A 21,944-nucleotide genomic window follows, 5' to 3' on the forward strand; every position below is an offset into this window, starting at 1 on the left:
GAAACACGGAAAAACAGTACATGTGGAGGCTTTATGCATAAAACGGGACCCGGTCTGCTGGGAGCATTGGTGCTGGGATTGGTATTATCCCCCCTTGTAACGGCGGCCGATCAGGCTCAGTCGGGCACGGCGGCACCCACCGCCACCCAGTCAGCGTCCGACACCGGCTCTGTGGCTCAAGGAACCGCAGACCAGTCGCAAACCACGCCGGACGCCACCGCCACCCCGCAGCAACCGGCGAGCGGGCAAAGTAGCGCGCCTGCCGCGGCGTCCCAGACGCCGCCTGCGGACACCGCGCCGGCTCAGCCACCTGCGCCTCAGACGCCGCCTGTTGACAACAACGCACCGTCTCCTGCGCCTCAGACGCCTCCGGCGGGCAATGCCGCGCCGGCTCAACCTCCGGCAAACTCCAATGCCGTTCCCGTGCCGTCTCAATCCCCGGCTCCAGCCCAGAACCCTCCCGCGCCGACCAAACCGGCTCCGGTCAAAAAGGCCGGCAACGAGAAATCGTCCTCGGCCAAAACCGTCGCTGCGGAGAAAGTCAAAGCCGCCGCCGCGGAGAAAGCTAAAACCGCCGGCGCCAAAAATCCGCCGGTACAGACCTTCGCCGTGGCGCCTTGCCCGGATTTGAATGCCACACAGGTGGCGGAATTGATCCAGCAGGATTATACCCAAAACCGCTTCCCACGGTTTGCCGATGATAAACAGGCCTTGGGGGGCGACACAATTGTGGCCTGGATTAATCCGGAAGAGGTGACGGGTACCGGCGACAGCTGGCAGGCACCGTTAAAAATCCGTGGCCAAACCGCCGATCGCAGCTACGGCGTTACCCTTGACTGCCAGAAAGGCGTCATCAGCTATACCTTGGGTAAATGAGTTAATTTTCCCATTGATCGTCTCAATACCCTAAATAATTCGAGTTGAAGGAAGGCGGCGACGCAGCGAATCCCCAGGAGCTTACTCAGGTAAGTGACTGGGGTGAGTGAGGACAAATCTGCCTGGAGCAGATTTGAACGCTGCTTGCAGCGGCCCCGAAGGGGCGAGGCCAGGGAGGGGCCGAGTATTGCCAACGCATCTGTAACTTGAAGTATGACGGGTATAAACCGGAAGCCGCCGGATTCCCCGGTGTCATGGAGGTGAATCCGGCGGCTTCCCGGGCCTTAATACCCCCGACGCATCACATGTGGCCCGGCACCGCTTGGCATCCTGGAATATTCGTGCCACTCTGTTTCTTATGCAGAATTAAGGAAGGGTATGTATGATTTTTCCTCCAGTAGCCGATAAAAGACCTCACCGCCTCCAGATGCACGGTGATACCAGAGTGGATGATTATTACTGGCTTCGCGATGATAAGCGCGAAGACCCGGCGGTGCTTGATTACCTTGCCAAAGAAAATACCTACGGCGAGGCCATGATGACCGGCCATGAAGAACTGCGCCACAAGTTGTTCACAGAAATGGTTGAGCGTATTCCCCAACAGGACCGATCCGTGCCTTACGTTCGGCGCGGTTATCGCTATCAGAGCCGTTATGAAGAGGGCAACGAATATGCCGTCTACACCCGCCAGTCGGCGGATCTGGGCGAAAATGACGAGTGGGAGGTTCTGCTTGACGGCAACAAACGCGCGGCTCAAAGCGAGTTCTACACCATGGGTTCGCTGGAGGTCAGTCCGGACAATACGATTATCGCCGCCGCCGAAGATTTTTTGTCGCGGCGGCTTTACGGCATTCGTTTCAAAAACCTGGCAAAGGATTCCTGGTATCCGGAAGTTATCGAAAACGCGTCGTCGAGCTTTGAATGGACCAACGATTCCCAATACCTGTATTACGTGCGTAAAAATAAAAAAACGCTGTTGCCCTACCAGGTTTACCGCCACAAGGTGGGAACCGCCGCCGAGCATGACGAATTGATCTACGAGGAGGAAGACGACTCCTTTTATGTCAGCGTTCATAAAACCACCTCCGAACGCTACATCATCATTGCCCTGGGCAGCACCACTTCCGGCGAAATCCTGCTGCTGGACGCCGAAGATCCCCATGCCCGGCCGCAGTTGTTCCTGGCGCGCCGCCACGATCATGAATATTCGCTGGATCATTTCCAGGGACATTTTTACCTGCGTTCCAATCGGGAGGGTAAAAACTTCGCCCTCTACCGCAGCGAGACCGCGGATGAAGCCTTTTGGGAAACCCTGATTCCGGCCCGGGACGACGTGGTGCTGGAGAGCTTCACGCTGTTTCGCGACTGGCTGGTACTGGAAGAGCGCCATCAAGGACTCACCAGCCTGCGCCAGATCCATTGGCAAAGCGGCGAAGAAAAGGGCATCGCATTTGATGACCCCACCTATGTGACCTGGCTGGCATACAATCCTGACCCGGAAACGGCATGGCTGCGTTATGGCTACTCTTCCATGACCACGCCCACCACGCTGTTTGAACTGAACATGGATACCGGCGAGCGCACATTGCTTAAACAATCCCAGGTCAAGAATTTCGAGGCGGAAAATTATCGAAGCGAACGGCTTTGGATTGCCGCCCGTGACGGGATCGATGTTCCGGTCTCGCTGGTGTACCGTAAGGATCTGTTCAACGCCGGGCATAACCCGCTGCTGGTCTACGGTTACGGCTCTTACGGCAGCAGCATGGACCCTGATTTCAGCGCCAGCCGGCTCAGCCTGCTGGATCGCGGTTTTGTCTTTGCCCTGGCGCACATTCGCGGCGGCGGCGAACTCGGCCAGCAATGGTATGACGACGGCAAGCTGTTCAATAAAATGAACACCTTCAACGATTTCATCGATGTCAGCCGGGCGCTGCTTGCCGAGGGTTACGGCGATACCAAACAGGCCTTTGCCATGGGCGGCAGCGCCGGCGGGCTGTTAATGGGCGCGGTTATCAACATGGCGCCTGATCTGTTTAAAGGCGTGGTGGCGCAGGTTCCGTTTGTAGATGTGGTCACCACCATGCTGGATGAGTCCATCCCACTCACTACCGGCGAATATGATGAATGGGGCAATCCGGAAGAGAAGGCGTATTACGACTACATGAAGCAATACAGTCCCTATGACCAGATCAAACCCCAGGCCTACCCGCACCTGCTGGTGACCACCGGCCTGCATGATTCCCAGGTACAATATTGGGAACCGGCCAAATGGGTTGCCAAGCTCAGGGCCAATAAAACCGACGACCATCTGCTGCTGCTCTGTACCGACATGGACTCAGGCCATGGCGGTAAATCAGGCCGTTTCAAGGGCTATGAAGGCGTATCGATGGAATATGCTTTTATCCTTTCCCTGGTGGAATAACCCATGCCGGTAAAAGACCGTTGCCGTCAAATGTCCCGGTCTCGGGACGTCGCGGTGAGAAAATGGTTAATGCTGTAACGCATATCCGACGATAAATCCTTCAGGTTTTTCAGCATCCAGTTAAGATAGCCCGGGTCCTCCCGGGCGATACGCTCCATGGATTGTCCCCGGTATTTACCGAACTTCAACGTGGTCACCAACGTGGCTTCATTGCTCATGGCCGCCATTTGTTCCGCGCTCCAGCCTGAATCATTGATGATTTTCATCAGCAGCGCCGCGGTGACGTAACAGTCATACAGGGCGCGATGAGGATACAGCCCCTCCGGCACCGTAACCGATAAATTAAGGGCGTAGCGCAAATATTGATTGCTGTATTTCAAACCGGGATACAGCTTGCGCGCCAATTTAACCGTACAAATCCACTGACCGTGCATTTCGGGCAGCATACGGCGATCAAAGGCGGCATTGTGCGCGACATAATAGGGACTGCCGTGATAACGTCCGATGACCTTGGCGATCCGGGGTTTATCCTCAATCATCTCTTCGGTGATGTGATGGATAGCCATGGCCTCGACCCCAATCGGCCGGTCAGGATTGACCAGGTCACTCATTGCGTTGGCGAGTTTTCCGTCGATGACGTCCACCGAGGCGATTTCCACCACGCCGCCGTCGAGGCCGCAGGTTTCTGTATCGATGACACGAAAGGGCATGGTTTTTCCTATCTTAAGAATGAAGGCCCTATTATGACCTCATCGACAAAAACAAAAAACCCGCATCAGATGCGGGTTTAGTTTAAGTTGGGTTAGCCTTAAACGATATCAGGCTGGACCTTCTTGTTGCGCTTTTCGGCACGCTTTTCTTCAGGTGACTTCTGCGGTTTCTTTTTTGCGTCTTTCTTACGATCCATTCCCTTACTCATGATTTACCTCTCTGTAAAAGAATCGGAAATGCAGTCATGATTAACTGCCTGTTGGCCTCGTTAATCAAGTCAAATCGTGCTATTTCACCCCGTCGAAACCCTTCCTAAAGTATAGCCGGATTTTCAACGAGGCGCCGTCCGGCAGGGGCTGGCGAAGAAAACAGCAATGCTGGTTATCCTCACCGCCGGGGGACATCACCACTGACGACGATAAACGCCGGCACATCATTTTTTAGGTTCATAAGGCAAGCGAGAAAACCCCAGGGAGGCTTTACGATGAAATGCCACCCGTTCGCGGAAGTAGGCACGCAAATGCTCCGGTTGTTCCCGTTCAATCTGTTCGGCAACCACCGGCATATTGTAACGTTCCTTGAACGCCACCCCGGAAGCGGCCAAATCAACGTTGATCTTGTCCATCGTTTCGCTGTCAAGATTAGCCAAATTATATTCCATCACCCCTCCTGAAAGCCCCTTTGGGAGCGCAGCTAAAAATAAAGGACTCGACGTCAAAATGCAAGGTGTCATGCCAGCTGACAATACAAATAATAATCGTTTGTATTAAAAGATAGGGCTAAAATATGATTTATTAATCAGATCGTTATTTTTAAGGTATTTTATGTTCTTAATCATAATACTAATCACTATCAATCAATATTTTGTACATTATAGAACATTCCTTCCAGTGTCTTAATTTTAACTATATGATAGTTATAGTTATTTTATTATTTTACTCATTGAGTTACTTTAAGGTTTAAAAATTGTTACCACCTAGGCATAATGAAAGGGTAGATATTCTTTTAACGGATTACAGGAAACGGGCCCATGCTAAAACAAGAAATGGCAAAAAAACTTAACGAGCAGTTAAATCTGGAATTCTTTTCCGCCAATCTCTATTTGCAGATGAGCGCCTGGTGTAGCGATAAAGGTTATGAAGGCGCCTCCGCATTTTTGAAAACCCAATCTCTTGAAGAGATGGATCATATGCGCAGACTGTTCGATTATCTCAACGACACCGGCTCCATGCCGATTTTGGGTGCCATTGAAGCGCCTCCAACCGGCTTTGCCTCATTGGCGGAACTGTTCAAGCGTACCTACGAACACGAACAGATGATCACGCTCAAGATTAACGAACTGGCCCATGCGGCCATGACCCTACAGGATTACTCCACCTTCAATTTCCTGCAATGGTATGTTTCCGAACAGCATGAAGAAGAAAAACTCTTCAAGTCCATTTTGGATAAACTCTCTTTAGTGAATACCAATAGCAGCGGCCTGTTCTTTATCGATCAGGATTTGAAAAAAATGAATGGTGGCGATAGCTCCGCCACGCCGGTTTAAACGCGCATTCTCCCACGGGTTTGCTCGACTTAAGTCCTTGCAATCGTTATTATCTGCTTGCGTCCAGGTAAGCGGAATAACATTGCCGGGGCTTTTTCGTTTCTGACATACTGACGGAAAACCGATAATGGCGCTTTGGACGACATAGCGTCGGTTGATCCGACATCAATTTAAGGAACTGCCGCAGATGTCATTGAAACGTATTTCTTTGCCGGTCTTCGCACTGTTGCTCGTCGGCTTCGGTATGCAACAAGCTCAGGCCCATGCCCATCTTAAATCTCAATATCCGGCGGCCGGCGCGGATATGACCGCCGCCCCCCAGGCATTGACGCTCAATTTCAGCGAAGGGATCGAACCCGGTTTCAGTGGATTGTCGCTCATCGGCCCCGATAACGCCGTTATTCCCACCGGCAAGATTAAAACCGACCCGGCCAACCCCGCGCAAATCATCGTGCCTATTGAAAAGCCGCTGACAGCCGGAAGCTATCAGGTGCAATGGCACGCGGTTTCCGTGGACGGCCATAAAACCCAGGGCGACTATCGTTTCAACGTCAAATAAATGCTGACACTGGCGGCCTGTTTTTCGGCCGGTCGTTTTATTCATGTTGCGTCAGTCATGCAACTGTTCGGTATCGCCCTGTTTAGCGAGTATTTAGCGCCGCCGGGACTACGGCAGCGCTTGCGCAGCGCTTTTACCCGCACGGTACGAAGGCTGGGCTGGCTTTGCCTGCTGACCGCCGCGGTTATCCTGGCGCTGCAGAGCGGGCAAATGGGGCAGGGGTGGCCTGATACGCTGCGCCCAAGCGTCTGGCTGGCGGTCATCCACACCGATTTCGGCACGGTGTGGATCTGGCATCTGTCCATTACCCTCGCCACCGTGTTGATTATCGGCCGTTCCGACTTATCCCCTTGGCGCCAGCGCTTACTTCTGGTGGCGGCGAGCGCGTTACTGGTTACCCTGGCCCTCACCGGCCACAGCGCCATGAGCCAAGGTCTGCGCGGCGTTCTGCAACGAATCAACCAGGTGATTCATCTCTTTTCCGCCGCCTGGTGGCTCGGCAGCCTAATCCCCTTAATCTGGTGCCTGCCGCTGCTGCGCCAGGCCGCACGTGCCGATGCCATGCGGGCGTTGATCCATTTTTCCCAGAGCGCCCATGGCGCGGTAGCGCTGGTGATATTGACCGGCATTATCAATAGCTGCCTGATCGTCGGGCAATGGCCCCTTGATTTCTCTTCTCTTTATCAGCGCATGTTGATGATTAAAATCACCGTGGTGGTCATAATGGTGCTATTGGCGGTGACCAACCGTTACCGGGTCGTGCCGATGATGACGCGCCACCATCCGCAGGCTATTCGTTATTTGACGATGTTAACCCTGGCGGAGCTGGTGCTGGGAAATGTGGTACTGATTTTAGTGAGTATATTTGCCACCTTGGAACCCTAGGCAACCGTTTCGGCGTTTGGCTTTTAATCAAGAATAGGTTTGATCATGAAAATCCAGTCTCTCTTCGTTTTATTCGCCTTGATTGCCCAATCGGCAGGGGCGGCGCAAATCGTGACTATCAGCAAGTTCCAGTACGGCAAACAATGGGCCTTTGACAAAGAGGAGCTACAGCTGCTTTGCCGGGGGGATCGATCATTATTCGCCCTGAACATGAGCACCCTGATGCAATACCCACTCAATGAAAAGGCCAACAGCGAAATGCAGTCCGGTCAGGTCAAAGCGGTGCCCGTCGAAACCATTCTCCTGGACGACCCGGCAAAACCCGGCCAAAAGATGAGCATTGCTCCCTTCGCGGCCCGCGCCGAGCAGCTTTGCGATACGCCGCAATAATACCCTACGTGATTACTATGTTAATAGTTAATCGTGTTAATAATTATAATCGTGCGTGATATCACAAAGTTATGATTTTGTGAATTAATTAGGCGCCTAATGCGACACTGCCGATGGAAAACCCGATACAAACTTCTATACTCATTAACGTAAGACTAAACAGCTTACATTAATGCCAACTTTTAGCGCACGGCTCTATCCAAGAGCCATTTCCCTGGACCGAATATAGGAATCGTATTCGGTCTTTTTTTTACTTATTGATTTTAAAGGATATTTTTTCGGTTGTCCGAAAATGTCCGAAATCTGATATCCGGCCTAAATCTCCACCCACTCCGTCCCTCGCGAGTCTAAATATAAACTGGTCATCTTATCGGCTTATGCTTGAGTAATCTTCTGGAAAATTCCTCCCCAAACTTCGCTTCATGGAGTTGCCCGGCCAAGCCCCTCATTATGTGAGAAGAGGGGGTGTCCTACGGGCAGATGTTAAGTAGTCAATCACACATTCCACCACGGCTTATCAAGGTCAGCTCAGGCCGCATAATTACAACGGCGGGTTGGCACCAAATGACTCAGCAGAGCGGTTCTGGCAACACTCAAAAACTGTCACCAATGTTACATTACCAGTTCATCCCCTTTTATGTTGCGGCGTGTTGCGATTTAAGCAATCAGCTTATGCCGCCCGTTACAGTATCATAACAGTTACGCAAACTGCGACTGGAAAGTGTGCACACCATACTACTTCTAAAATTAAGCCATGATTAAAATATACTGCGTTGTGTGTAGATAAATGAAAAAAGGAATCAATCATGAGTCAGAAACTTTGGGTGGATTATTTAGTCATCGGCGGAAAACGTCATGGGGAAAGGTATGTAGAGCTACAGGAAGAAAATCAAGTCTATGTAAAAGCAAAGATACAGCCACTCTTAGAATTTATTGCACCTTCTATCGCTGAAAAATTAAGCAAAAAAGCCGGGGAATTTCACAAGGTCGAAAGGTTCGTATACAGCGGAAGGACGTATCTTCTTGCGATACTGAAATCAAGGGCAGGGTACGACATTGAAAACCTACTGCATCAATCTGACCCTCCTGTAAAGCCCATTGATTAAGAAATAACCTCCCCCGGGCGGTTTCTTTAACACGTAAGCAAAGTTTTAAGCTCAAGATAAAAAGCCCCCCATATGGGGGCTTTGTACACAAACACAATTCGGTGAAGCCTTAGCCACGGCCACCAGGGCCGCCACCACCGGGTCCACCGCCACCACCGGGTCCACCGCCACCATCGGGTCCACCGCCACCGCCAGGTCCTCCCATCTGTCCGCCGTCAGGCCCACCGTCACCACCGTAACCACCATCACCTGGCATCCATAGACAGCCGCTTAATGCCACACTGAACGTAATGATACCTATCATCATTAAAAAACGTCGCATACTGAGCTCCTTCGAAATGTCATATGAATACTCGCTTCAGGAGCAAAACTATGCAATGCGAATAGTACTAATGTGGCGGAGGCTTTTATCGCGTCAGCACCACCAGTTTTTGGATTACAGGAAATGTCTGGAGCTCCGTTTCTTTTGTCGCTCGCCGTCATGCTATCAGTGCATCCAGGCTATGACCGACAAACATTTTTCATGCCATAAAAATTACGTCAAGAATAATATCAGCGAAAAATTGATATTGAATCTAGCTTCGTCGAATAAAAATTAAATTGACGGCGCTTTCTTGGCGCGGAACAGAATATTGTCCTATAGCTAAAGGGCACCAAATCGATGCGTATCACAAGGGAAAAATTATGCCAAAAGATGGAGATATTATTGACTTCTCACAAGACAAAAAGGTGGACTACCTTTTAGGTCATCACTTGGCGCGTGATGAAAACCAAGGCAACAGAGCGTTATTGGTAAAAATCGGAAACGACTATAAAAAAGATAAAAAGGTAGAGGGTGTCAAGGATGAAAAACCGTTCTATGACTATGTCAGAAAACACGCTCTATTTTCTCAAATGACGTGATCATGATAAATAAGGCTGATATCAAGCCCGCCAATGGCGGGCTTCGATGTGAAAACTGTGATGATAGCTTTGGGCAACTTCTGTCATAGACTTTGGATATCACGCCTACACCGGGAATAGTATCGCTGTAAATCTCCCTTTGAATTTTTGGTTGATGACCGTCTGATAAATGCATGAAACAAAGCTGTTAAAATTTTTTCCAGCACGGGTTTGAGTACCCCGCATCGCGAAATATTCTACTCAACATCGATGGCCCGCGCCTTGTCGTTAATATTGTCGATATTCTTGAACAGACGAAGCCGGTGCCGAACTGTCTTGGTATCGCCCCGACTTCTTTGAACTTCAGGTTTAAGCCGCGGCTGCTAAACACCATTTTTTAGCACATCCATTTCACATGCTGGCTACATTACTTTTTTTGTGACAAGAGGATATGAGTTTCAGTAAACGCGCTTTCTTCATGAGGCACATTCATTGGTTGTATTTTACCAGAGTGCATTACGCGGTAAGACTTGATTCAAGCGACGACACCCTTTGCATGATAAATATTTCATCTAAATGATGAAAAGTGAGAGGTTGCAAGGTTTTTTCTTGCTCATTGTATCGTACAAATGTTTGAGGGGCATATCGATAAAAATTGAGATGCTAGACGACTCTAATGAGGCTAAAATGGAAGAATTAACCAAAGAAACAATGCTTTATAAGGATTATCGGTGGACGCATAAGCCAAGTGATGACCCGCAGAATCGGGAGATTGATGTAACGAAAATTGATCGTCACGAGGGGTATGAGGTTCTCCCATATATCAATAAATGGACATTGAGTAGTGGGAACGAGTCTACTCTTGAAGATAGACTTTATATTGAATGGATCATAAGGGAAAAACTCCCAATAATAACTGTATTAAGAAAAGAGACTACTGATTTTATAATAAGTGCTTATCCTTATAATAGAGCTGAATTTAAAAAGTCAAAAGTGTATTTAGCTTATAAGCCTAAGCGTCAGGAATAGAATACATCTCTTTCAAGCAGATTTTTTTCCAAAAAAAGTCTGCAAGAAAATGAATGCCAAATATCGAATGTTGGCAAAATAGGAGAATGAAATCATGGGTGAAAACTTTCAGGAAGCGCCGCTGCCTTTAGGTAACGTTTTCAAACGCAACGACCATGTGATTTTAGTATCAACACCCCTAGGAGAACCTCGAAAAAGATATAGATTAAGCGTCAGAATTTCGTCCATACATGACGGAATTTACCAGGGTTTCATTTCGTCGGTTGAAAATGCGGATGATCACGATAAACCAGGTGATTATTTTCATCGAGAAGAACGAATCAGCTTTGAAAAGCGACATATCCAGGGAATGGCGGCTCATTCGCAAGTCAACGCTTAACAGACAGAACGGTAGTCGGTTTCTCTGTTTTTGTTTACGGCTGTGTCGTTGAAACTGCTCGCCGCCGCCCTATCCGCACTCTTTATTCGTAAAACGCTATTCGTACTACGCGCAACTCGTACTAAGCGGCGGCGGCGAGCATGATTCGGAACGTGCCTGCTGCTTATCTTAAAATTTCCCATAGGTAATCATCTTTCCAGGTTTTTTCATTATAGTTACCGGATTCAAGATGGCTGGTTTAATGTCTTGAATTCAAATTATTTTTCTTTCTTTTCTTTTTTTCCTTTAACATCAGCAATAACAAAGAGCTGCTTGAAAAGCCGTTCGGATTCTCGCAGGCCCTCATCGGTAAATACAACGGATTTTGTTTTGTTGGCGGGATTACTAATAAGGCCTCGCTCGTAGAGCCGGTCCAACGCGTCCCAGTCATGGCCTTTCCAGGCCCGGTCAAATTCGTGGAGAGTCAGATAGAGCAGCGCAAGGACGGATTCATCGATGGCATTAGTATTGATGTTCATGGCGTTTCCTCGGAGTTTTGTTGAACCGCGCGCCGAAAAATTCATCTCAGCGCCGACACTGAATACATTACAATTTTGCAATCATAATTCAATAAATGTCCATTGAGAACCAGCAAAATCACCGGCTCATAGGTGATTTGCCGACAGCCTGGAATCCTACCGACACTGCTCTATAAACGCCCGGAACCCGCTTCAAAAACGCGCGCTTACGATCTATTTATGGCAACCGGCGGCGATGAGAACTACCCTTGCACTGCTTAGCAGGGAAAATTTCTCGTTGCGAACGTTTCCCCGTTATGACTCGTCGACAGTTATATGCCGTACTTTATACCCAATAGATTTCGAGTTGCAGCCAACACAGCCGCAGCTCGCAAGATGAAGGGTATAGCATCAATCAAAGGAGGCTATCATGACCGATATTACATCATTGCTGGGTAAAGATGCCGCAATGCTGCTGGAGCATCGCTGTACCACTATCCCCGCAGAACATCTGTGCCTGCCCGGCGGTGACTATGTCGACCGGGTAATGATCGACAACGCCCGTTCACCGGTGGTGTTGCGTAACATGCAGACGCTGTATAACACAGGCCGCCTGGCGGGTACCGGCTATCTCTCCATCCTGCCGGTTGATCAGGGGGTGGAACACTCCGCCGGCGCGTCGTTTGCCGCCAATCCGCAATATTTCGACCCGAAAAACATTGTCGAACTGGCGTTGGAAGCCGGCTGTAACTGCGTGGCTTCCACCTATGGCGTGCTGGCGGCGGTTTCTCGCCGTTATGCTCATCGCATTCCGTTTCTGGTTAAAATTAATCATAATGAAACCCTGAGCTATCCCACCCAATATGATCAAACGCTTTATGCCAGCGTGGATCAGGCGTTTGATTTGGGGGCGGTAGCGGTTGGGGCCACCATTTATTTCGGCTCGGAGCAGTCCCGCCGCCAGATAGAAGAAGTCTCCGCCGCCTTTGCGCGCGCTCACGAACTGGGCCTGGTTACGGTGCTGTGGGCCTATCTGCGTAACTCCGCCTTCAAGAAAGACGGGGTGGATTATCACTCCAGCGCCGATTTGACCGGCCAGGCCAATCATTTAGCCGCCACCATCGGTGCCGATATCGTTAAGCAGAAATTGGCCGAGAACAACGGCGGATATAAGGCCATCAACTTCGGTTACACGGATGAGCGGGTGTATAGCACCTTGACCTCGGATAATCCCATCGATCTGGTGCGTTACCAACTGGCGAACTGCTATATGGGCCGCGCCGGGCTGATTAACTCAGGCGGTGCGTCGGTGGGCGAAACGGATATGGCGGAGTCTATTCGTACGGCGGTAATCAATAAGCGAGCCGGCGGTATGGGAATGATTATGGGAAGAAAAGCATTCAAACGGTCCATGAAGGACGGAGTCGCCCTGATTAATGCGGTGCAGGACGTCTACCTGGATAAATCCATCACCATTGCCTGATGGCTATCCATGAAAAGGTCGGGCCTGAAGGTCCGACCGGTTCACCCTAAACTCAACCTACTTTTCGGCACAGGTATCTATGTTTGATAAGGCTCTTGAAACACTCGCTTTTTGATGGCGCTTCCATCAAAGAATGATAAACATTTAATGAAACCCCGGGGTATTGGTAAGTCCCGATGGTTTGAAATTTTATTTCAAGCAGACGATGAGCGACATCATATCCTACGGACTGGATATCTTCAGATACTACCCGTTGACGTTCCACGTGCTATTCCCCCGCTATAAGAGACAACCTTAAGAAAATCCTAGGGCATTTTTAACGCGGCGACTTTGTCTGAGATCATGATTAAAGTTTCGCCAGCGCTTTTTTTAACAAAATAATCGGTGATGTGGAGGAATTTGTCAGGCAGGATAAAACGTATTGCAATGGGCGACCCTACGGGAATTTTGCAAACGCCGCCACCGCTTCAGATTGTCTTCGATTCCACCACCGGTCCGGCTTCTGTCTTCGCCGACGCCAGCACCTGCTTTATGACCTGGTAGCAATCCTCGATATGCGCGTTCCCCAAAAATTTCATGGCGCTGAAGCTCAAGCCGGCCGCGGCGGCCTGGCCGACGATCGGCACATAACGCAGCGCCGTTTTGGCGGCGATTTTGATCCCCACCCGTTTGAGCAACAGTGAGACGATTTTCCGGGTAATGGTGCTGCCGATAACGCGGCTTCCGATGCCGGTGATGGCCACCAGGGTGTATTTTTTTCGGTTCGGATGCAGGGCATCTATTTGCTGCGGCGTTAAGCCAAATTTCTCGTTGATAGCCGGTAATAAAGCCATTAATAATGAAACATCGGTGCCGATATCCAGGCCCGGAATCGGAATGACCGCCGCCCCGGCGGATAATCCGGCACGCCGGGTCACCATTTTGCGGCACTCACGGCGTACCTGTTCCAACTCTTCCAGCGTTTGAATCACGTTATCTCTCCTTTGGCCTTTCTCTTGAGACGGATGCCGGCTATTGGAGTGATAGGTCGCTATAGGGGCGTCAGGTCCTATAATAGCCTCACTACCCTCGGTACGAGTCATTTCTGACGTATTTTCAGTCATCAGCCTTCGGGCTGATTTTTTTTTATTAAAAGTCAGCATATTCAATTATCGCGCCGATACGTTGTCAGGAGTGGCAAACCGAAGTGTAAGCGGGTTCCCGGCGGCCCCGTCCGCTCAAAGGACAGTCGACGAATCACTGGTCCGGTGTCAGGGGCAGGGGCATTGGCATTCATGTCGGGCTATTCCAGCCGCATGACCCAGGCGTCGTTGTCATGGTCGTAATGCTGCCGGTAAAGAACATGCTCTTTGCCGTCAAGAAAAGCGGGAATGCTGGTTTGTTCGTCCCAGCCGTCCAGTTGCTTGCAAAGATCGGGATCCGATTTGCAGGGGATGCTCAGCATATTCTCGACGGCATGATTTGTTCCGCTCGATAATTCCGCATCGTCAACTTTAAAACTTCCTATTCTGACTGTGGTCTTGGTCATGGCTACGCCCTACATTTTTCATGCCCGGAGCAATTTCCCTTGGCTTCTCACGTATTAAGCATAGCCAAAATCACACGAATTGCTCAAAGCCCCCGGCCACACGCAAAAGGGACGGCGCCGGCATCCGGTTCCTGACAGGCATCCCGGCGAAACCGCGCGACAGCGCCATACCCTTTATTCCTGCGGCACGGCGGTGCCCCAGTTTTGCCACTCTTTCTGCTCTTCGTTGTTCAGCAAGAAATGTTTACCGGCGTTGGCTTTAGGCGCCAGCGGCGTGGTGGGCGGTGTGGCGAACGCGATGCCGCCGCGGATAAACTGCTGAAAGGTGCCGCTTTTCACCGACCCGCCGGTTAATCCGAACTTCAAATCATATCCCGACGCCAGCCAGAATACTGAATTGTCACGCACCAGATGTTGGTACTGTTTACTGATCCGCAATGACACATACACCCTATCCGCTAACGGCCCGAGGGACATGCCGGTGACGGTGCCGACTTCGATGCCGCGGAACAGCACTGGCGTACCCACCTGCAACGCACCGGCTTCCGGTGTATCCACCACGATGTTCAAACCGTCCAGATAGCGGGAATCGCTGATGGTGGCCTGTTGCAAAGTAAAGTTGCGCGTTGTTTGCCCTTTGCCCGGTTCGACGTTGATATAAGGCTGGAACAGGGTCTCGAGATGAGTGACGCCGGCGGCGGAAATTTCCGGCGTCACCACCGAGAATTGAGTTCCCACCCGGGCGAAGGCCTGGACATACTCCGGATAGAGCACCGCCTGCGCCAGCACTTCACTGTTCTGGGGCGAAAGTTTAAGGGTTTCCACCTGTCCGATATCGATGCCCAGATAGCGAATGGGCATGCCCGGCGAGAGTTTGCTGGCGTCAAAGGTCTGCAACACTATCTGGCTGCCCACCGCCCGCGCCGCGTTTTCCGAGGCATATAACTTGCGCGGCTGGCCTTTGGACTGAACAGCGCCTTCCAGGTTATCGAAGCTGATAGCACCCTTTAGCGCGCGATCGAGGGGGGACGCCTGCACGCTGATGCCGCTGCCGTTTATCTGCACTCTGGCGCCGCCTTCCGCCCAGAAGATACTGTTTTCGGTGAGCAGCTTGCGGTATTGCGGATGGATGTACACATCCACATCGAAGCTTTTCGTGGTGGGGCGGACATCAATGATTTCCCCCACCTGGAATTTACGGTACATCACGATGGAACCGGCTTGTATATCCGGCAGGCTGTCGGCGGTGAGCGTCAGCGTCGGGGCGGCCTTTTCCCCCTGAATGCCTTGTTCGGCCAATTCACGGTTGCCGTAAAGAGGGTAATTGTTTAAAGGCGCGCCCTGCGTGCCGGGGATCATCACAATGCCGCCGTCCAGCCACTCTTGCGCACTGGTGCCCAGCACCCGAACGCCGTCCAGTCCGAATTTAACGTCCACTCGGCTGTTAACGACGAATTTGGTGTTTTTATGCAGCAGGCCGGCGTATTCCGGCTCAATTGCCGCTTCAAACAGCACACCGTTCCCTTCCAGTTTGCGGCTGATGACTTTGCCGACTTCAACGCCATACAACGTCAGAGGCTGTCCTCCGTCAATGCCATAGCTTTCCGGCGCCGACAGGGTAAAGGTTTTCACTCCCGGTTCCTGCAGCAGGCGATGGTTGCTGTCAAGCACGGTGAAGTGCTGCTGAGGGTCTCCGCCGCCGGGAATAAGATTAAGCGTGGTGCCGGTGAGCAGATTGCTCAGGTTGACGTTATTAAGAGAGACCTGCGGTGTTTCCATTTCAATGCGGGTACCGCTGCGCATCAAATCCTTTATGGACGGATTGATGGCCAGTTCCCCGGTGACCTTGTTATCGCTGCCCAGAGTCAGTTTGGTCAAGGTGCCCACTTCCAGCCCTTGATAGAGCAGGGGAGTATGGCCCTCGCTGAGATTATCCCCATTGGGCAGGTCCACGGTGATAATCACCCCCCGCTGACTGTGGGCGAGATCGGGGTAAAGGGTATAGGTATCGTCGGTACGCGCCTGCTCGCTGTTTGGCGGCGAATCAAAGGCGATGGCGCCGTTTACCAGGGCCGCCATGCTCTCCATATCCACTTGGACGCCATGGAAGTCCACACTGGCCCTGATGCCGGAAACATTCCAGAAACGGCTGTCCTTTTTGACCAGATCGGTAAAACGCCGATCGATCAGGACATCAATATTGACGTCGCCCTTTTCCCGCGAAATATCATAGTCATACACTTTACCCACCGGTAACTTGCGGTAATACACCAGGGAGCCGGTATTGAGCGCCCCCAGGTTTTGCGCATGCATGTGAATCAGCAATTCGCCGGTATTGACCCGATATTTCGGTTGAGTATCCAGGGCGATGAAATGGGTCTGCGGGTCACCTTTGCCGGGCATCATGCCGATATAGTTGCCCCCCACCAGGGCATCGAGTCCTGAAATCCCCGCCAGGGACGCCTTGGGCGTCACCAGCCAGAATTGGGTACCCTGGCGCAGGGCATCGCGCATATCGCGCTTGATGCCGACTTCCACCTTGATAGTACGCAAATCGTCGCTTAATTTGATGTTTTGCACCGTGCCGACCTCCACTCCCTGATAACGCACCGGAGTCCGGCCGGCTACAATGCCGTCGGCGGAGATAAAATCAATGGTCACCGTGGCGCCTTTCTCCTGGACCGTGCTGTAAACCAGCCAACCGGCAATCAGCAGAGCAATAAACGGCAACAGCCAAAATGGCGAAATGCGGCGCTTGTTTTTGACTTCCGCGTTAGTCGGTGTAGTCGGCGTTTGCTGCATGTGCATCCCATATCAGACGGCTGTCTAACCACTCGACAGCAAGAATTGTCAAAATAACGGCGGAGCCAAAATAAAACGCCGCCGGTCCCATAGTAAAAGCCAACAGCTGGTCGCGATCCACCAGCGACATCGTAATGGAGATAACAAATAAATCCAGCATCGACCAACGGCCAATCCAGCTGACAAAGCGCAACAGGCGGATGCGGGTTTTTAATCCGTGCCGAACGTTAAAATGAATGCTCAGCAATAATGTCAGCATGACGATGACCTTGATGAACGGCACCAGAATACTGGCGATAAAAACCACCGCCGCCACCGGTATGTTATCGTTCGCCAAGGATCCGATGGCGGAAAGTATAGTGCTTTCATTGCGGCTGCCGTTGATATAGATAATGGAAATAGGCAAGATATTGGCCGGGATAAGCAAGACTACCGAGGCGATTAACGCCGCCCAGGATTTCTGCAGGCTTTGACGGCGTCGAAGCCGCAGGGGCGTGTGGCAGCGCGGACAGCGGCCCCGTTCATCGGCGTAACCGGTGAAATTGCAGCCCAGGCAGACCTTCAGGCCCGCGGTGTTGGTGCGAAAGGGGGGCGCGGGCTGAGGATAAAAATGCTCCCATAACTGGCCGATATTCAGATGGGTCATGGTCACCACGCTGAGCAACGCCAGCGCAATGAATGCCGGCAGCGCCAATCCGGTATTTACATCGGCATAATCCTTCACCTTGATGGCCGCCACCGCCATGCCGATCAGGTAGATATCCAGCATGACCCATTCTTTCAGGCGGGTCAGCATCAGCAACACCGGCCGCAAATTCATGCCCATCCGTTCACCGACGTTCAGATACAGCAGGGATAACACCAGCGTGCAGGGGGCGCCGACGGTACAAAAGGCTACCATGCTGGCGGTGATCGGGGAGCCCTGAATGGCCATTTGCCAGATGCCGTGCAGCAAAGTGGCATTGATCGAGGTACCCAGCAGGCGAATACTGATTAACGGCTCGCCGTAGGCGAAGGGCATCAATACCACCATGGTCAGGGCCAGGATCGCCAGCTGATTTATCGTCCACTCATGGCCGTGGGCGACTTTGGCCCGACAGCGCGGGCAAAAAGCGTCCTGATATTGATTTAACGTCGGCAAAATGAATAAGGTATCGCATTGGGCGCAACGCTGATAACGGCCTTGGGGCAAGGCATAATGAATGTGCTTTATTTTCATATTCCAGGGACGCTGAACTCACTCACACGCCTTTCTTCCTGCCTTTTAAAACACCAGTGCCGCGAGTGCCGGCGGGGATTTAATACCGGCGACGTTGCGCAAACATACCTGCGGAGACTGGCTTTGTGAAGCAATAAAGGATTAATCTTGTGGCCTTGGGCATTTATTGCTTATTTTAAAGAGGCTGGCTTTTCGGCTGATATCAAACAGATTAGCTCATTTATTGGTTTACATATGAAAAAACAACAATTCTATAGTGAATTACTACAAAACATGTCGGCGTTGATTGACGGCGAAACCCATTTTATCTCGGCGATGGCGAATGTCAGCGCCTTGCTGTTCGAATACCTCGAAGACGTTAATTGGGCCGGTTTTTATCTGCTGGACGGTGATACACTGGTGCTGGGGCCGTTCCAGGGAAAAATCGCCTGCGTGCGCATTCCGGTGGGTAAGGGGGTGTGCGGGACGGCGGTTGCGGAGAACCGTATTCAGCGGGTGGACGATGTTCACCAATTCCCCGGACATATCGCTTGCGACGCCGCAAGCCTTGCTGAAATCGTCTTGCCTATTACCCTGGATGGCAGGGTGGTTGGCGTACTTGATATCGATAGCACGATTTATCATCGCTTCGATCAAGAGGACGAAGAAGGCCTGAAAGCTTTGGCGGAGCGGCTTTGCCAGCAATTAAATCACACTGATCTGCGAAGATTTATCAATAATACCTTATATTGATATACGGATAACGTGGCATTTGCCGATGGCGTCATTATAATGACGCCTGTTCATGCCTGCGCTGGTTGGCAAACCCGTTGTAATCAGGAAATTTCATGGAAAATCAACCCAAGTTGAACAGTAATAAAGAAGTGATTGCCTTTCTGGCGGAGCGCTTTCCGCTCTGCTTTACCGCCGAGGGCGAGGCGCGGCCGTTAAAAATCGGTATTTTTGCGGATTTGGTCGCCCGCATTCAGGGGGAGGATAGCCTTAGCAAAACACAGCTGCGCTCCGCATTGCGGCTCTATACCTCTAGCTGGCGCTATCTGTATGGCATAAAGCTCGGCGCCCAGCGTGTGGATCTCGACGGCAATCCCTGCGGAGAATTGGAAGCACAGCATGTGGAACATGCCCGCAAGCAGCTTGAGGAAGCCAAAGCCCGCGTGCAGCAGCAACGCGCTGCTCAGCAGGCTAAAAAACGCGAAAATGGTGAAGCTCCCGCCCCGCGGCGCGGCGCCCCCGCCAATCCGGCCGCGGTCGAACGCAAAGGAGCCGATGGGGCGAATACGCCTCGCAGGCCGCGTCCCGCCGGTCGGCCAAAAAGCGACCGTCCGTCTCAAGAGGTTAAAAAACCCGCCCCCGCTCGTCAGGTGCAGGTTACCGATATTTCCAAACTGCAAATCGGTCAGGCCATTAAAATCAAGGTAGGCAAAGATCCCATGGAAGCGACAGTGATGGAAATTGCCAAAGAAGGGGTACGTGTGCAGCTTTCTTCCGGGATGGCTTTGATAGTGCGCGCAGAACACCTGCAGTTCTGATACGGAGGCCAACCAGGGCATGAACAAATTTGTCAGAGTAACTGCGCTTGCAGGGTTGTTACTGGCGGGATCGGTGGTGGCGGCAGAGGTAAAGATTACCCGCGCCGATCAGATTCCCCAGCTTCACGAAGAAGCACAGCAAGAAACGGTCAGTGAACGTGTCACGGCGCGTTTTACCCGTTCTCATTATCGTCAGTTTGATTTGGACGATGCCTTCTCGGAGAAAATCTTCGCTCGTTATCTTAATATGTTGGATTACAGCCACAATGTGTTGCTGGCATCGGACATTGCCCAATTTTCGGATAAAAAAGATCAACTTGACGACGAGCTTAAAAGCGGAAAACTGGATGTTCCTTTTGCGCTGTATAATTTAGCGCAGCAACGGCGCTTCGAGCGTTATGAATACGCATTGGCTCAATTAGCCAAACCCATGGACTTCACCGGTAACGACACCATTGATCTCGATCGCAGCAAAGCACCCTGGCCGCAAAGCGAAGCCGAACTCAACAAGCTCTGGGATGCCAAGGTCAAGTACGATGAGCTAAGCCTTAAACTTACCGGCAAAAAAGACGATGAAATACGAGACATTCTGACTAAACGCTACCAGTTCGCGATTCGCCGGTTGGCGCAAAGCAACAGTGAAGACGTGTTTCAGATGGTGATGAATGCCTTCGCGCATGAAATCGATCCCCATACCAATTACCTTTCTCCGCGCAATACCGAACAGTTCAATACCGAAATGAGCTTATCGCTGGAAGGGATTGGCGCGGTGTTGCAAATGGACGACGATTATACCGTCATCAATTCGCTGGTGCCGGGCGGGCCGGCAGCGAAAAGCAAGGTTATCACGGTAGGCGATCGCGTGGTGGGCGTCGGCCAAACCGGCAAACCCATGGTCGACGTCATCGGCTGGCGCCTGGACGATGTTGTTTCACTGATCAAAGGCCCGAAAGGCAGTAAGGTCCGTCTGGAAATTTTACCGGCCGGCAAGGGTACCAAGACGCGTATCGTAACCGTCACCCGCGAGCGTATTCGTCTTGAGGATCGCGCGGTGAAGATGACCATCAAGGAAGTGGGTCAGCAAAAGGTTGCCGTACTGGATATTCCCGGTTTCTACGTGGGACTGACCGATGACGTTAAAGTCCAGCTGCAAAAACTGGAAAAACAGAACGTCAGCAGCGTGATCATCGATTTGCGCACCAACGGCGGCGGCGCCTTGACGGAGGCCGTGTCGCTGTCCGGGCTGTTCATTCCCAGCGGACCGATAGTCCAGGTCCGCGACAATAACGGCAAGATTCGCGAAGACAGCGATAATGACGGCATTGTTTACTACAAGGGACCGCTGGTGGTGTTGGTGGACAGATTCAGCGCTTCGGCGTCGGAAATTTTCGCCGCCGCCATGCAGGATTATGGCCGGGCGTTGATAGTCGGCGAGCCGACCTTCGGCAAAGGCACGGTGCAGCAGTACCGTTCCCTTAACCGCATCTACGATCAGATGCTGCGTCCCGACTGGCCGCCGCTGGGCTCCATCCAGTACACCATCCAGAAATTCTACCGGATCAATGGCGGCAGTACCCAGCGTAAAGGGGTTGTGCCGGATATCATCATGCCAACCGGCTATGAGACCGACATTGAAACCGGCGAGAAATTCGAAGATAACGCCTTACCCTGGGACAGCATCAACGCGGCAACCTACACCAAGGCCGGCGATCTGAAGCCCTTTGCCGCCGAACTGTTGAAGGCGCATCAGGCGCGCATCGCGGCGGACCCTGAGTTCCAGTATATCGCCCAGGACATTGCCCGTCTCAATGCCATGAAGGAGAAACGCAATATTGCGTCCCTGAATCTGGTGCAGCGCGAGAAGGAAAATCATGAGGATGACGCCATCCGCTTGCAGCGTATTAATGATCGCTTGCAGCGGGAAGGGAAAAAACCGGTGAAATCCCTGGATGATATACCGAAAGATTACCACGAGCCCGATCCCTATCTGGACGAGAGCGTACATATCGCGTTGGATCTGGCCAGAGTGCAAAGCGGCCAGCAGCCTCTGCAACCGGCGGCAGTTAAATAAATTATCAAGGCGCCTCCCCGGCGCCTTTTT

The 21,944-nt window shown here is 51.7% G+C and carries 22 protein-coding genes; 14 read left to right on the forward strand and 8 right to left on the reverse strand.

Annotation, left to right across the window (positions count from 1 at the left end; all coding sequences use genetic code 11):
* The first annotated feature begins 33 nt into the window (after positions 1 to 33).
* Positions 34 to 876 (forward strand): YebF family protein, encoded by an 843-nt coding sequence (locus HB631_RS27240; protein ID WP_213993951.1) that lies wholly within the window; start codon positions 34 to 36, stop codon positions 874 to 876.
* A gap of 382 nt (positions 877 to 1,258) precedes the next feature.
* On the forward strand, positions 1,259 to 3,298 hold the full coding sequence (locus HB631_RS25305) for a prolyl oligopeptidase family serine peptidase (protein ID WP_213993952.1): 2,040 nt from the start codon (positions 1,259 to 1,261) through the stop codon (positions 3,296 to 3,298).
* A gap of 26 nt (positions 3,299 to 3,324) precedes the next feature.
* Here the strand turns inward: HB631_RS25305 and exoX are convergent, their stop codons facing one another.
* Both exoX and HB631_RS25315 read right to left on the reverse strand, forming a co-directional pair.
* The gene (gene exoX / locus HB631_RS25310; protein ID WP_213993953.1) at positions 3,325 to 4,008 is read right to left on the reverse strand and encodes an exodeoxyribonuclease X; all 684 of its coding nucleotides are present in this window, start codon (positions 4,006 to 4,008) and stop codon (positions 3,325 to 3,327) included.
* A gap of 434 nt (positions 4,009 to 4,442) precedes the next feature.
* Positions 4,443 to 4,670 (reverse strand): DNA polymerase III subunit theta, encoded by a 228-nt coding sequence (locus HB631_RS25315; RefSeq protein WP_213993954.1) that lies wholly within the window; start codon positions 4,668 to 4,670, stop codon positions 4,443 to 4,445.
* Positions 4,671 to 5,039: 369 nt separating this feature from the next.
* Between HB631_RS25315 and ftnA the strand changes: the two genes are divergently transcribed.
* The 5 genes from ftnA (at position 5,040) to HB631_RS25340 (ending at position 8,495) form a co-directional block, all read left to right on the forward strand.
* Entirely contained in the window at positions 5,040 to 5,555 is a 516-nt protein-coding gene (ftnA, locus tag HB631_RS25320) for a non-heme ferritin (protein ID WP_213993955.1), read from the forward strand.
* Between the two features lie 187 nt (positions 5,556 to 5,742).
* Entirely contained in the window at positions 5,743 to 6,114 is a 372-nt protein-coding gene (yobA, locus tag HB631_RS25325; RefSeq protein WP_213993956.1) for a CopC domain-containing protein YobA, read from the forward strand.
* Entirely contained in the window at positions 6,115 to 6,999 is an 885-nt protein-coding gene (gene copD, locus HB631_RS25330; RefSeq protein WP_213993957.1) for a copper homeostasis membrane protein CopD, read from the forward strand.
* Positions 7,000 to 7,044: 45 nt separating this feature from the next.
* Positions 7,045 to 7,389 (forward strand): YebY family protein, encoded by a 345-nt coding sequence (locus HB631_RS25335; RefSeq protein WP_213993958.1) that lies wholly within the window; start codon positions 7,045 to 7,047, stop codon positions 7,387 to 7,389.
* An 806-nt stretch (positions 7,390 to 8,195) separates the two neighbouring features.
* Entirely contained in the window at positions 8,196 to 8,495 is a 300-nt protein-coding gene (locus HB631_RS25340; RefSeq protein WP_213993959.1) for a hypothetical protein, read from the forward strand.
* A 51-nt stretch (positions 8,496 to 8,546) separates the two neighbouring features.
* On the opposite strand, the gene HB631_RS25345 is transcribed toward HB631_RS25340, so the two are convergent.
* Positions 8,547 to 8,744, reverse strand: coding sequence for a hypothetical protein (locus HB631_RS25345; RefSeq protein WP_213993960.1), 198 nt, complete (start codon positions 8,742 to 8,744; stop codon positions 8,547 to 8,549).
* Between the two features lie 435 nt (positions 8,745 to 9,179).
* Between HB631_RS25345 and HB631_RS25350 the strand changes: the two genes are divergently transcribed.
* From HB631_RS25350 to HB631_RS25360, 3 genes are all read left to right on the forward strand, one after another.
* Positions 9,180 to 9,398 carry a hypothetical protein gene (locus HB631_RS25350; protein WP_213993961.1) on the forward strand — a complete coding sequence of 73 codons (219 nt, stop codon included), beginning with the start codon at positions 9,180 to 9,182 and terminating at the stop codon, positions 9,396 to 9,398.
* A 666-nt stretch (positions 9,399 to 10,064) separates the two neighbouring features.
* Positions 10,065 to 10,406, forward strand: coding sequence for a hypothetical protein (locus HB631_RS25355; RefSeq protein WP_213993962.1), 342 nt, complete (start codon positions 10,065 to 10,067; stop codon positions 10,404 to 10,406).
* Between the two features lie 94 nt (positions 10,407 to 10,500).
* Positions 10,501 to 10,785, forward strand: coding sequence for a hypothetical protein (locus HB631_RS25360; RefSeq protein ID WP_213993963.1), 285 nt, complete (start codon positions 10,501 to 10,503; stop codon positions 10,783 to 10,785).
* 257 nt (positions 10,786 to 11,042) lie between these two features.
* Here HB631_RS25360 and HB631_RS25365 read toward each other — a convergent pair whose 3' ends face one another.
* Positions 11,043 to 11,303, reverse strand: a complete 261-nt coding sequence (locus HB631_RS25365; RefSeq protein WP_213993964.1) for a DUF6429 family protein — start codon at positions 11,301 to 11,303, stop codon at positions 11,043 to 11,045.
* Positions 11,304 to 11,712: 409 nt separating this feature from the next.
* Here HB631_RS25365 and fbaB point away from each other — a divergent pair, with 409 nt between their 5' ends.
* Positions 11,713 to 12,765 (forward strand): class I fructose-bisphosphate aldolase, encoded by a 1,053-nt coding sequence (gene fbaB / locus HB631_RS25370; RefSeq protein ID WP_213993965.1) that lies wholly within the window; start codon positions 11,713 to 11,715, stop codon positions 12,763 to 12,765.
* A gap of 467 nt (positions 12,766 to 13,232) precedes the next feature.
* Here fbaB and HB631_RS25380 read toward each other — a convergent pair whose 3' ends face one another.
* From HB631_RS25380 to yebS, 4 genes are all read right to left on the reverse strand, one after another.
* Positions 13,233 to 13,736, reverse strand: a complete 504-nt coding sequence (locus tag HB631_RS25380; RefSeq protein WP_213993967.1) for a hypothetical protein — start codon at positions 13,734 to 13,736, stop codon at positions 13,233 to 13,235.
* A gap of 311 nt (positions 13,737 to 14,047) precedes the next feature.
* Positions 14,048 to 14,293: a DUF1480 family protein gene (locus HB631_RS25385; RefSeq protein ID WP_213993968.1), complete on the reverse strand. Its 246-nt coding sequence runs from the start codon at positions 14,291 to 14,293 to the stop codon at positions 14,048 to 14,050.
* A 174-nt stretch (positions 14,294 to 14,467) separates the two neighbouring features.
* Positions 14,468 to 17,095, reverse strand: coding sequence for a PqiB family protein (locus tag HB631_RS25390; protein ID WP_213993969.1), 2,628 nt, complete (start codon positions 17,093 to 17,095; stop codon positions 14,468 to 14,470).
* Positions 17,067 to 18,314 (reverse strand): paraquat-inducible protein A, encoded by a 1,248-nt coding sequence (gene yebS / locus HB631_RS25395; protein WP_213993970.1) that lies wholly within the window; start codon positions 18,312 to 18,314, stop codon positions 17,067 to 17,069. Before yebS ends, HB631_RS25390 begins: the two co-directional genes overlap by 29 nt.
* 234 nt (positions 18,315 to 18,548) lie before the next feature.
* On the opposite strand from yebS, the gene HB631_RS25400 reads away from it, so the two are divergent.
* The 3 genes from HB631_RS25400 to prc all read left to right on the forward strand — a co-directional run bounded on the left by HB631_RS25400 (position 18,549) and on the right by prc (position 21,914).
* Positions 18,549 to 19,046 (forward strand): GAF domain-containing protein, encoded by a 498-nt coding sequence (locus tag HB631_RS25400; RefSeq protein ID WP_213993971.1) that lies wholly within the window; start codon positions 18,549 to 18,551, stop codon positions 19,044 to 19,046.
* Between the two features lie 95 nt (positions 19,047 to 19,141).
* Entirely contained in the window at positions 19,142 to 19,843 is a 702-nt protein-coding gene (proQ, locus tag HB631_RS25405) for an RNA chaperone ProQ (RefSeq protein ID WP_213993972.1), read from the forward strand.
* 19 nt (positions 19,844 to 19,862) lie between these two features.
* Positions 19,863 to 21,914, forward strand: a complete 2,052-nt coding sequence (gene prc, locus HB631_RS25410; protein ID WP_213993973.1) for a carboxy terminal-processing peptidase — start codon at positions 19,863 to 19,865, stop codon at positions 21,912 to 21,914.
* Positions 21,915 to 21,944 lie beyond the last annotated feature (30 nt).

It is taken from the genome of Sodalis sp. dw_96, assembly GCF_018449575.1.
In the GTDB taxonomy this organism is placed as follows: domain Bacteria; phylum Pseudomonadota; class Gammaproteobacteria; order Enterobacterales; family Enterobacteriaceae; genus Acerihabitans.

Coding starts and splice junctions, on each gene's coding strand:
- HB631_RS27240 (WP_213993951.1), top strand. CDS start 34: ATGCATAAAACGGGACCCGGTCTGCTGGGAGCATTGGTGCTGGGATTG.
- HB631_RS25305 (WP_213993952.1), top strand. CDS start 1,259: ATGATTTTTCCTCCAGTAGCCGATAAAAGACCTCACCGCCTCCAGATG.
- exoX (WP_213993953.1), bottom strand. CDS start 4,008: ATGCCCTTTCGTGTCATCGATACAGAAACCTGCGGCCTCGACGGCGGC.
- HB631_RS25315 (WP_213993954.1), bottom strand. CDS start 4,670: ATGGAATATAATTTGGCTAATCTTGACAGCGAAACGATGGACAAGATC.
- ftnA (WP_213993955.1), top strand. CDS start 5,040: ATGCTAAAACAAGAAATGGCAAAAAAACTTAACGAGCAGTTAAATCTG.
- yobA (WP_213993956.1), top strand. CDS start 5,743: ATGTCATTGAAACGTATTTCTTTGCCGGTCTTCGCACTGTTGCTCGTC.
- copD (WP_213993957.1), top strand. CDS start 6,115: ATGCTGACACTGGCGGCCTGTTTTTCGGCCGGTCGTTTTATTCATGTT.
- HB631_RS25335 (WP_213993958.1), top strand. CDS start 7,045: ATGAAAATCCAGTCTCTCTTCGTTTTATTCGCCTTGATTGCCCAATCG.
- HB631_RS25340 (WP_213993959.1), top strand. CDS start 8,196: ATGAGTCAGAAACTTTGGGTGGATTATTTAGTCATCGGCGGAAAACGT.
- HB631_RS25350 (WP_213993961.1), top strand. CDS start 9,180: ATGCCAAAAGATGGAGATATTATTGACTTCTCACAAGACAAAAAGGTG.
- HB631_RS25355 (WP_213993962.1), top strand. CDS start 10,065: ATGGAAGAATTAACCAAAGAAACAATGCTTTATAAGGATTATCGGTGG.
- HB631_RS25360 (WP_213993963.1), top strand. CDS start 10,501: ATGGGTGAAAACTTTCAGGAAGCGCCGCTGCCTTTAGGTAACGTTTTC.
- HB631_RS25365 (WP_213993964.1), bottom strand. CDS start 11,303: ATGAACATCAATACTAATGCCATCGATGAATCCGTCCTTGCGCTGCTC.
- fbaB (WP_213993965.1), top strand. CDS start 11,713: ATGACCGATATTACATCATTGCTGGGTAAAGATGCCGCAATGCTGCTG.
- HB631_RS25385 (WP_213993968.1), bottom strand. CDS start 14,293: ATGACCAAGACCACAGTCAGAATAGGAAGTTTTAAAGTTGACGATGCG.
- HB631_RS25390 (WP_213993969.1), bottom strand. CDS start 17,095: ATGCAGCAAACGCCGACTACACCGACTAACGCGGAAGTCAAAAACAAG.
- yebS (WP_213993970.1), bottom strand. CDS start 18,314: ATGAAAATAAAGCACATTCATTATGCCTTGCCCCAAGGCCGTTATCAG.
- HB631_RS25400 (WP_213993971.1), top strand. CDS start 18,549: ATGAAAAAACAACAATTCTATAGTGAATTACTACAAAACATGTCGGCG.
- proQ (WP_213993972.1), top strand. CDS start 19,142: ATGGAAAATCAACCCAAGTTGAACAGTAATAAAGAAGTGATTGCCTTT.
- prc (WP_213993973.1), top strand. CDS start 19,863: ATGAACAAATTTGTCAGAGTAACTGCGCTTGCAGGGTTGTTACTGGCG.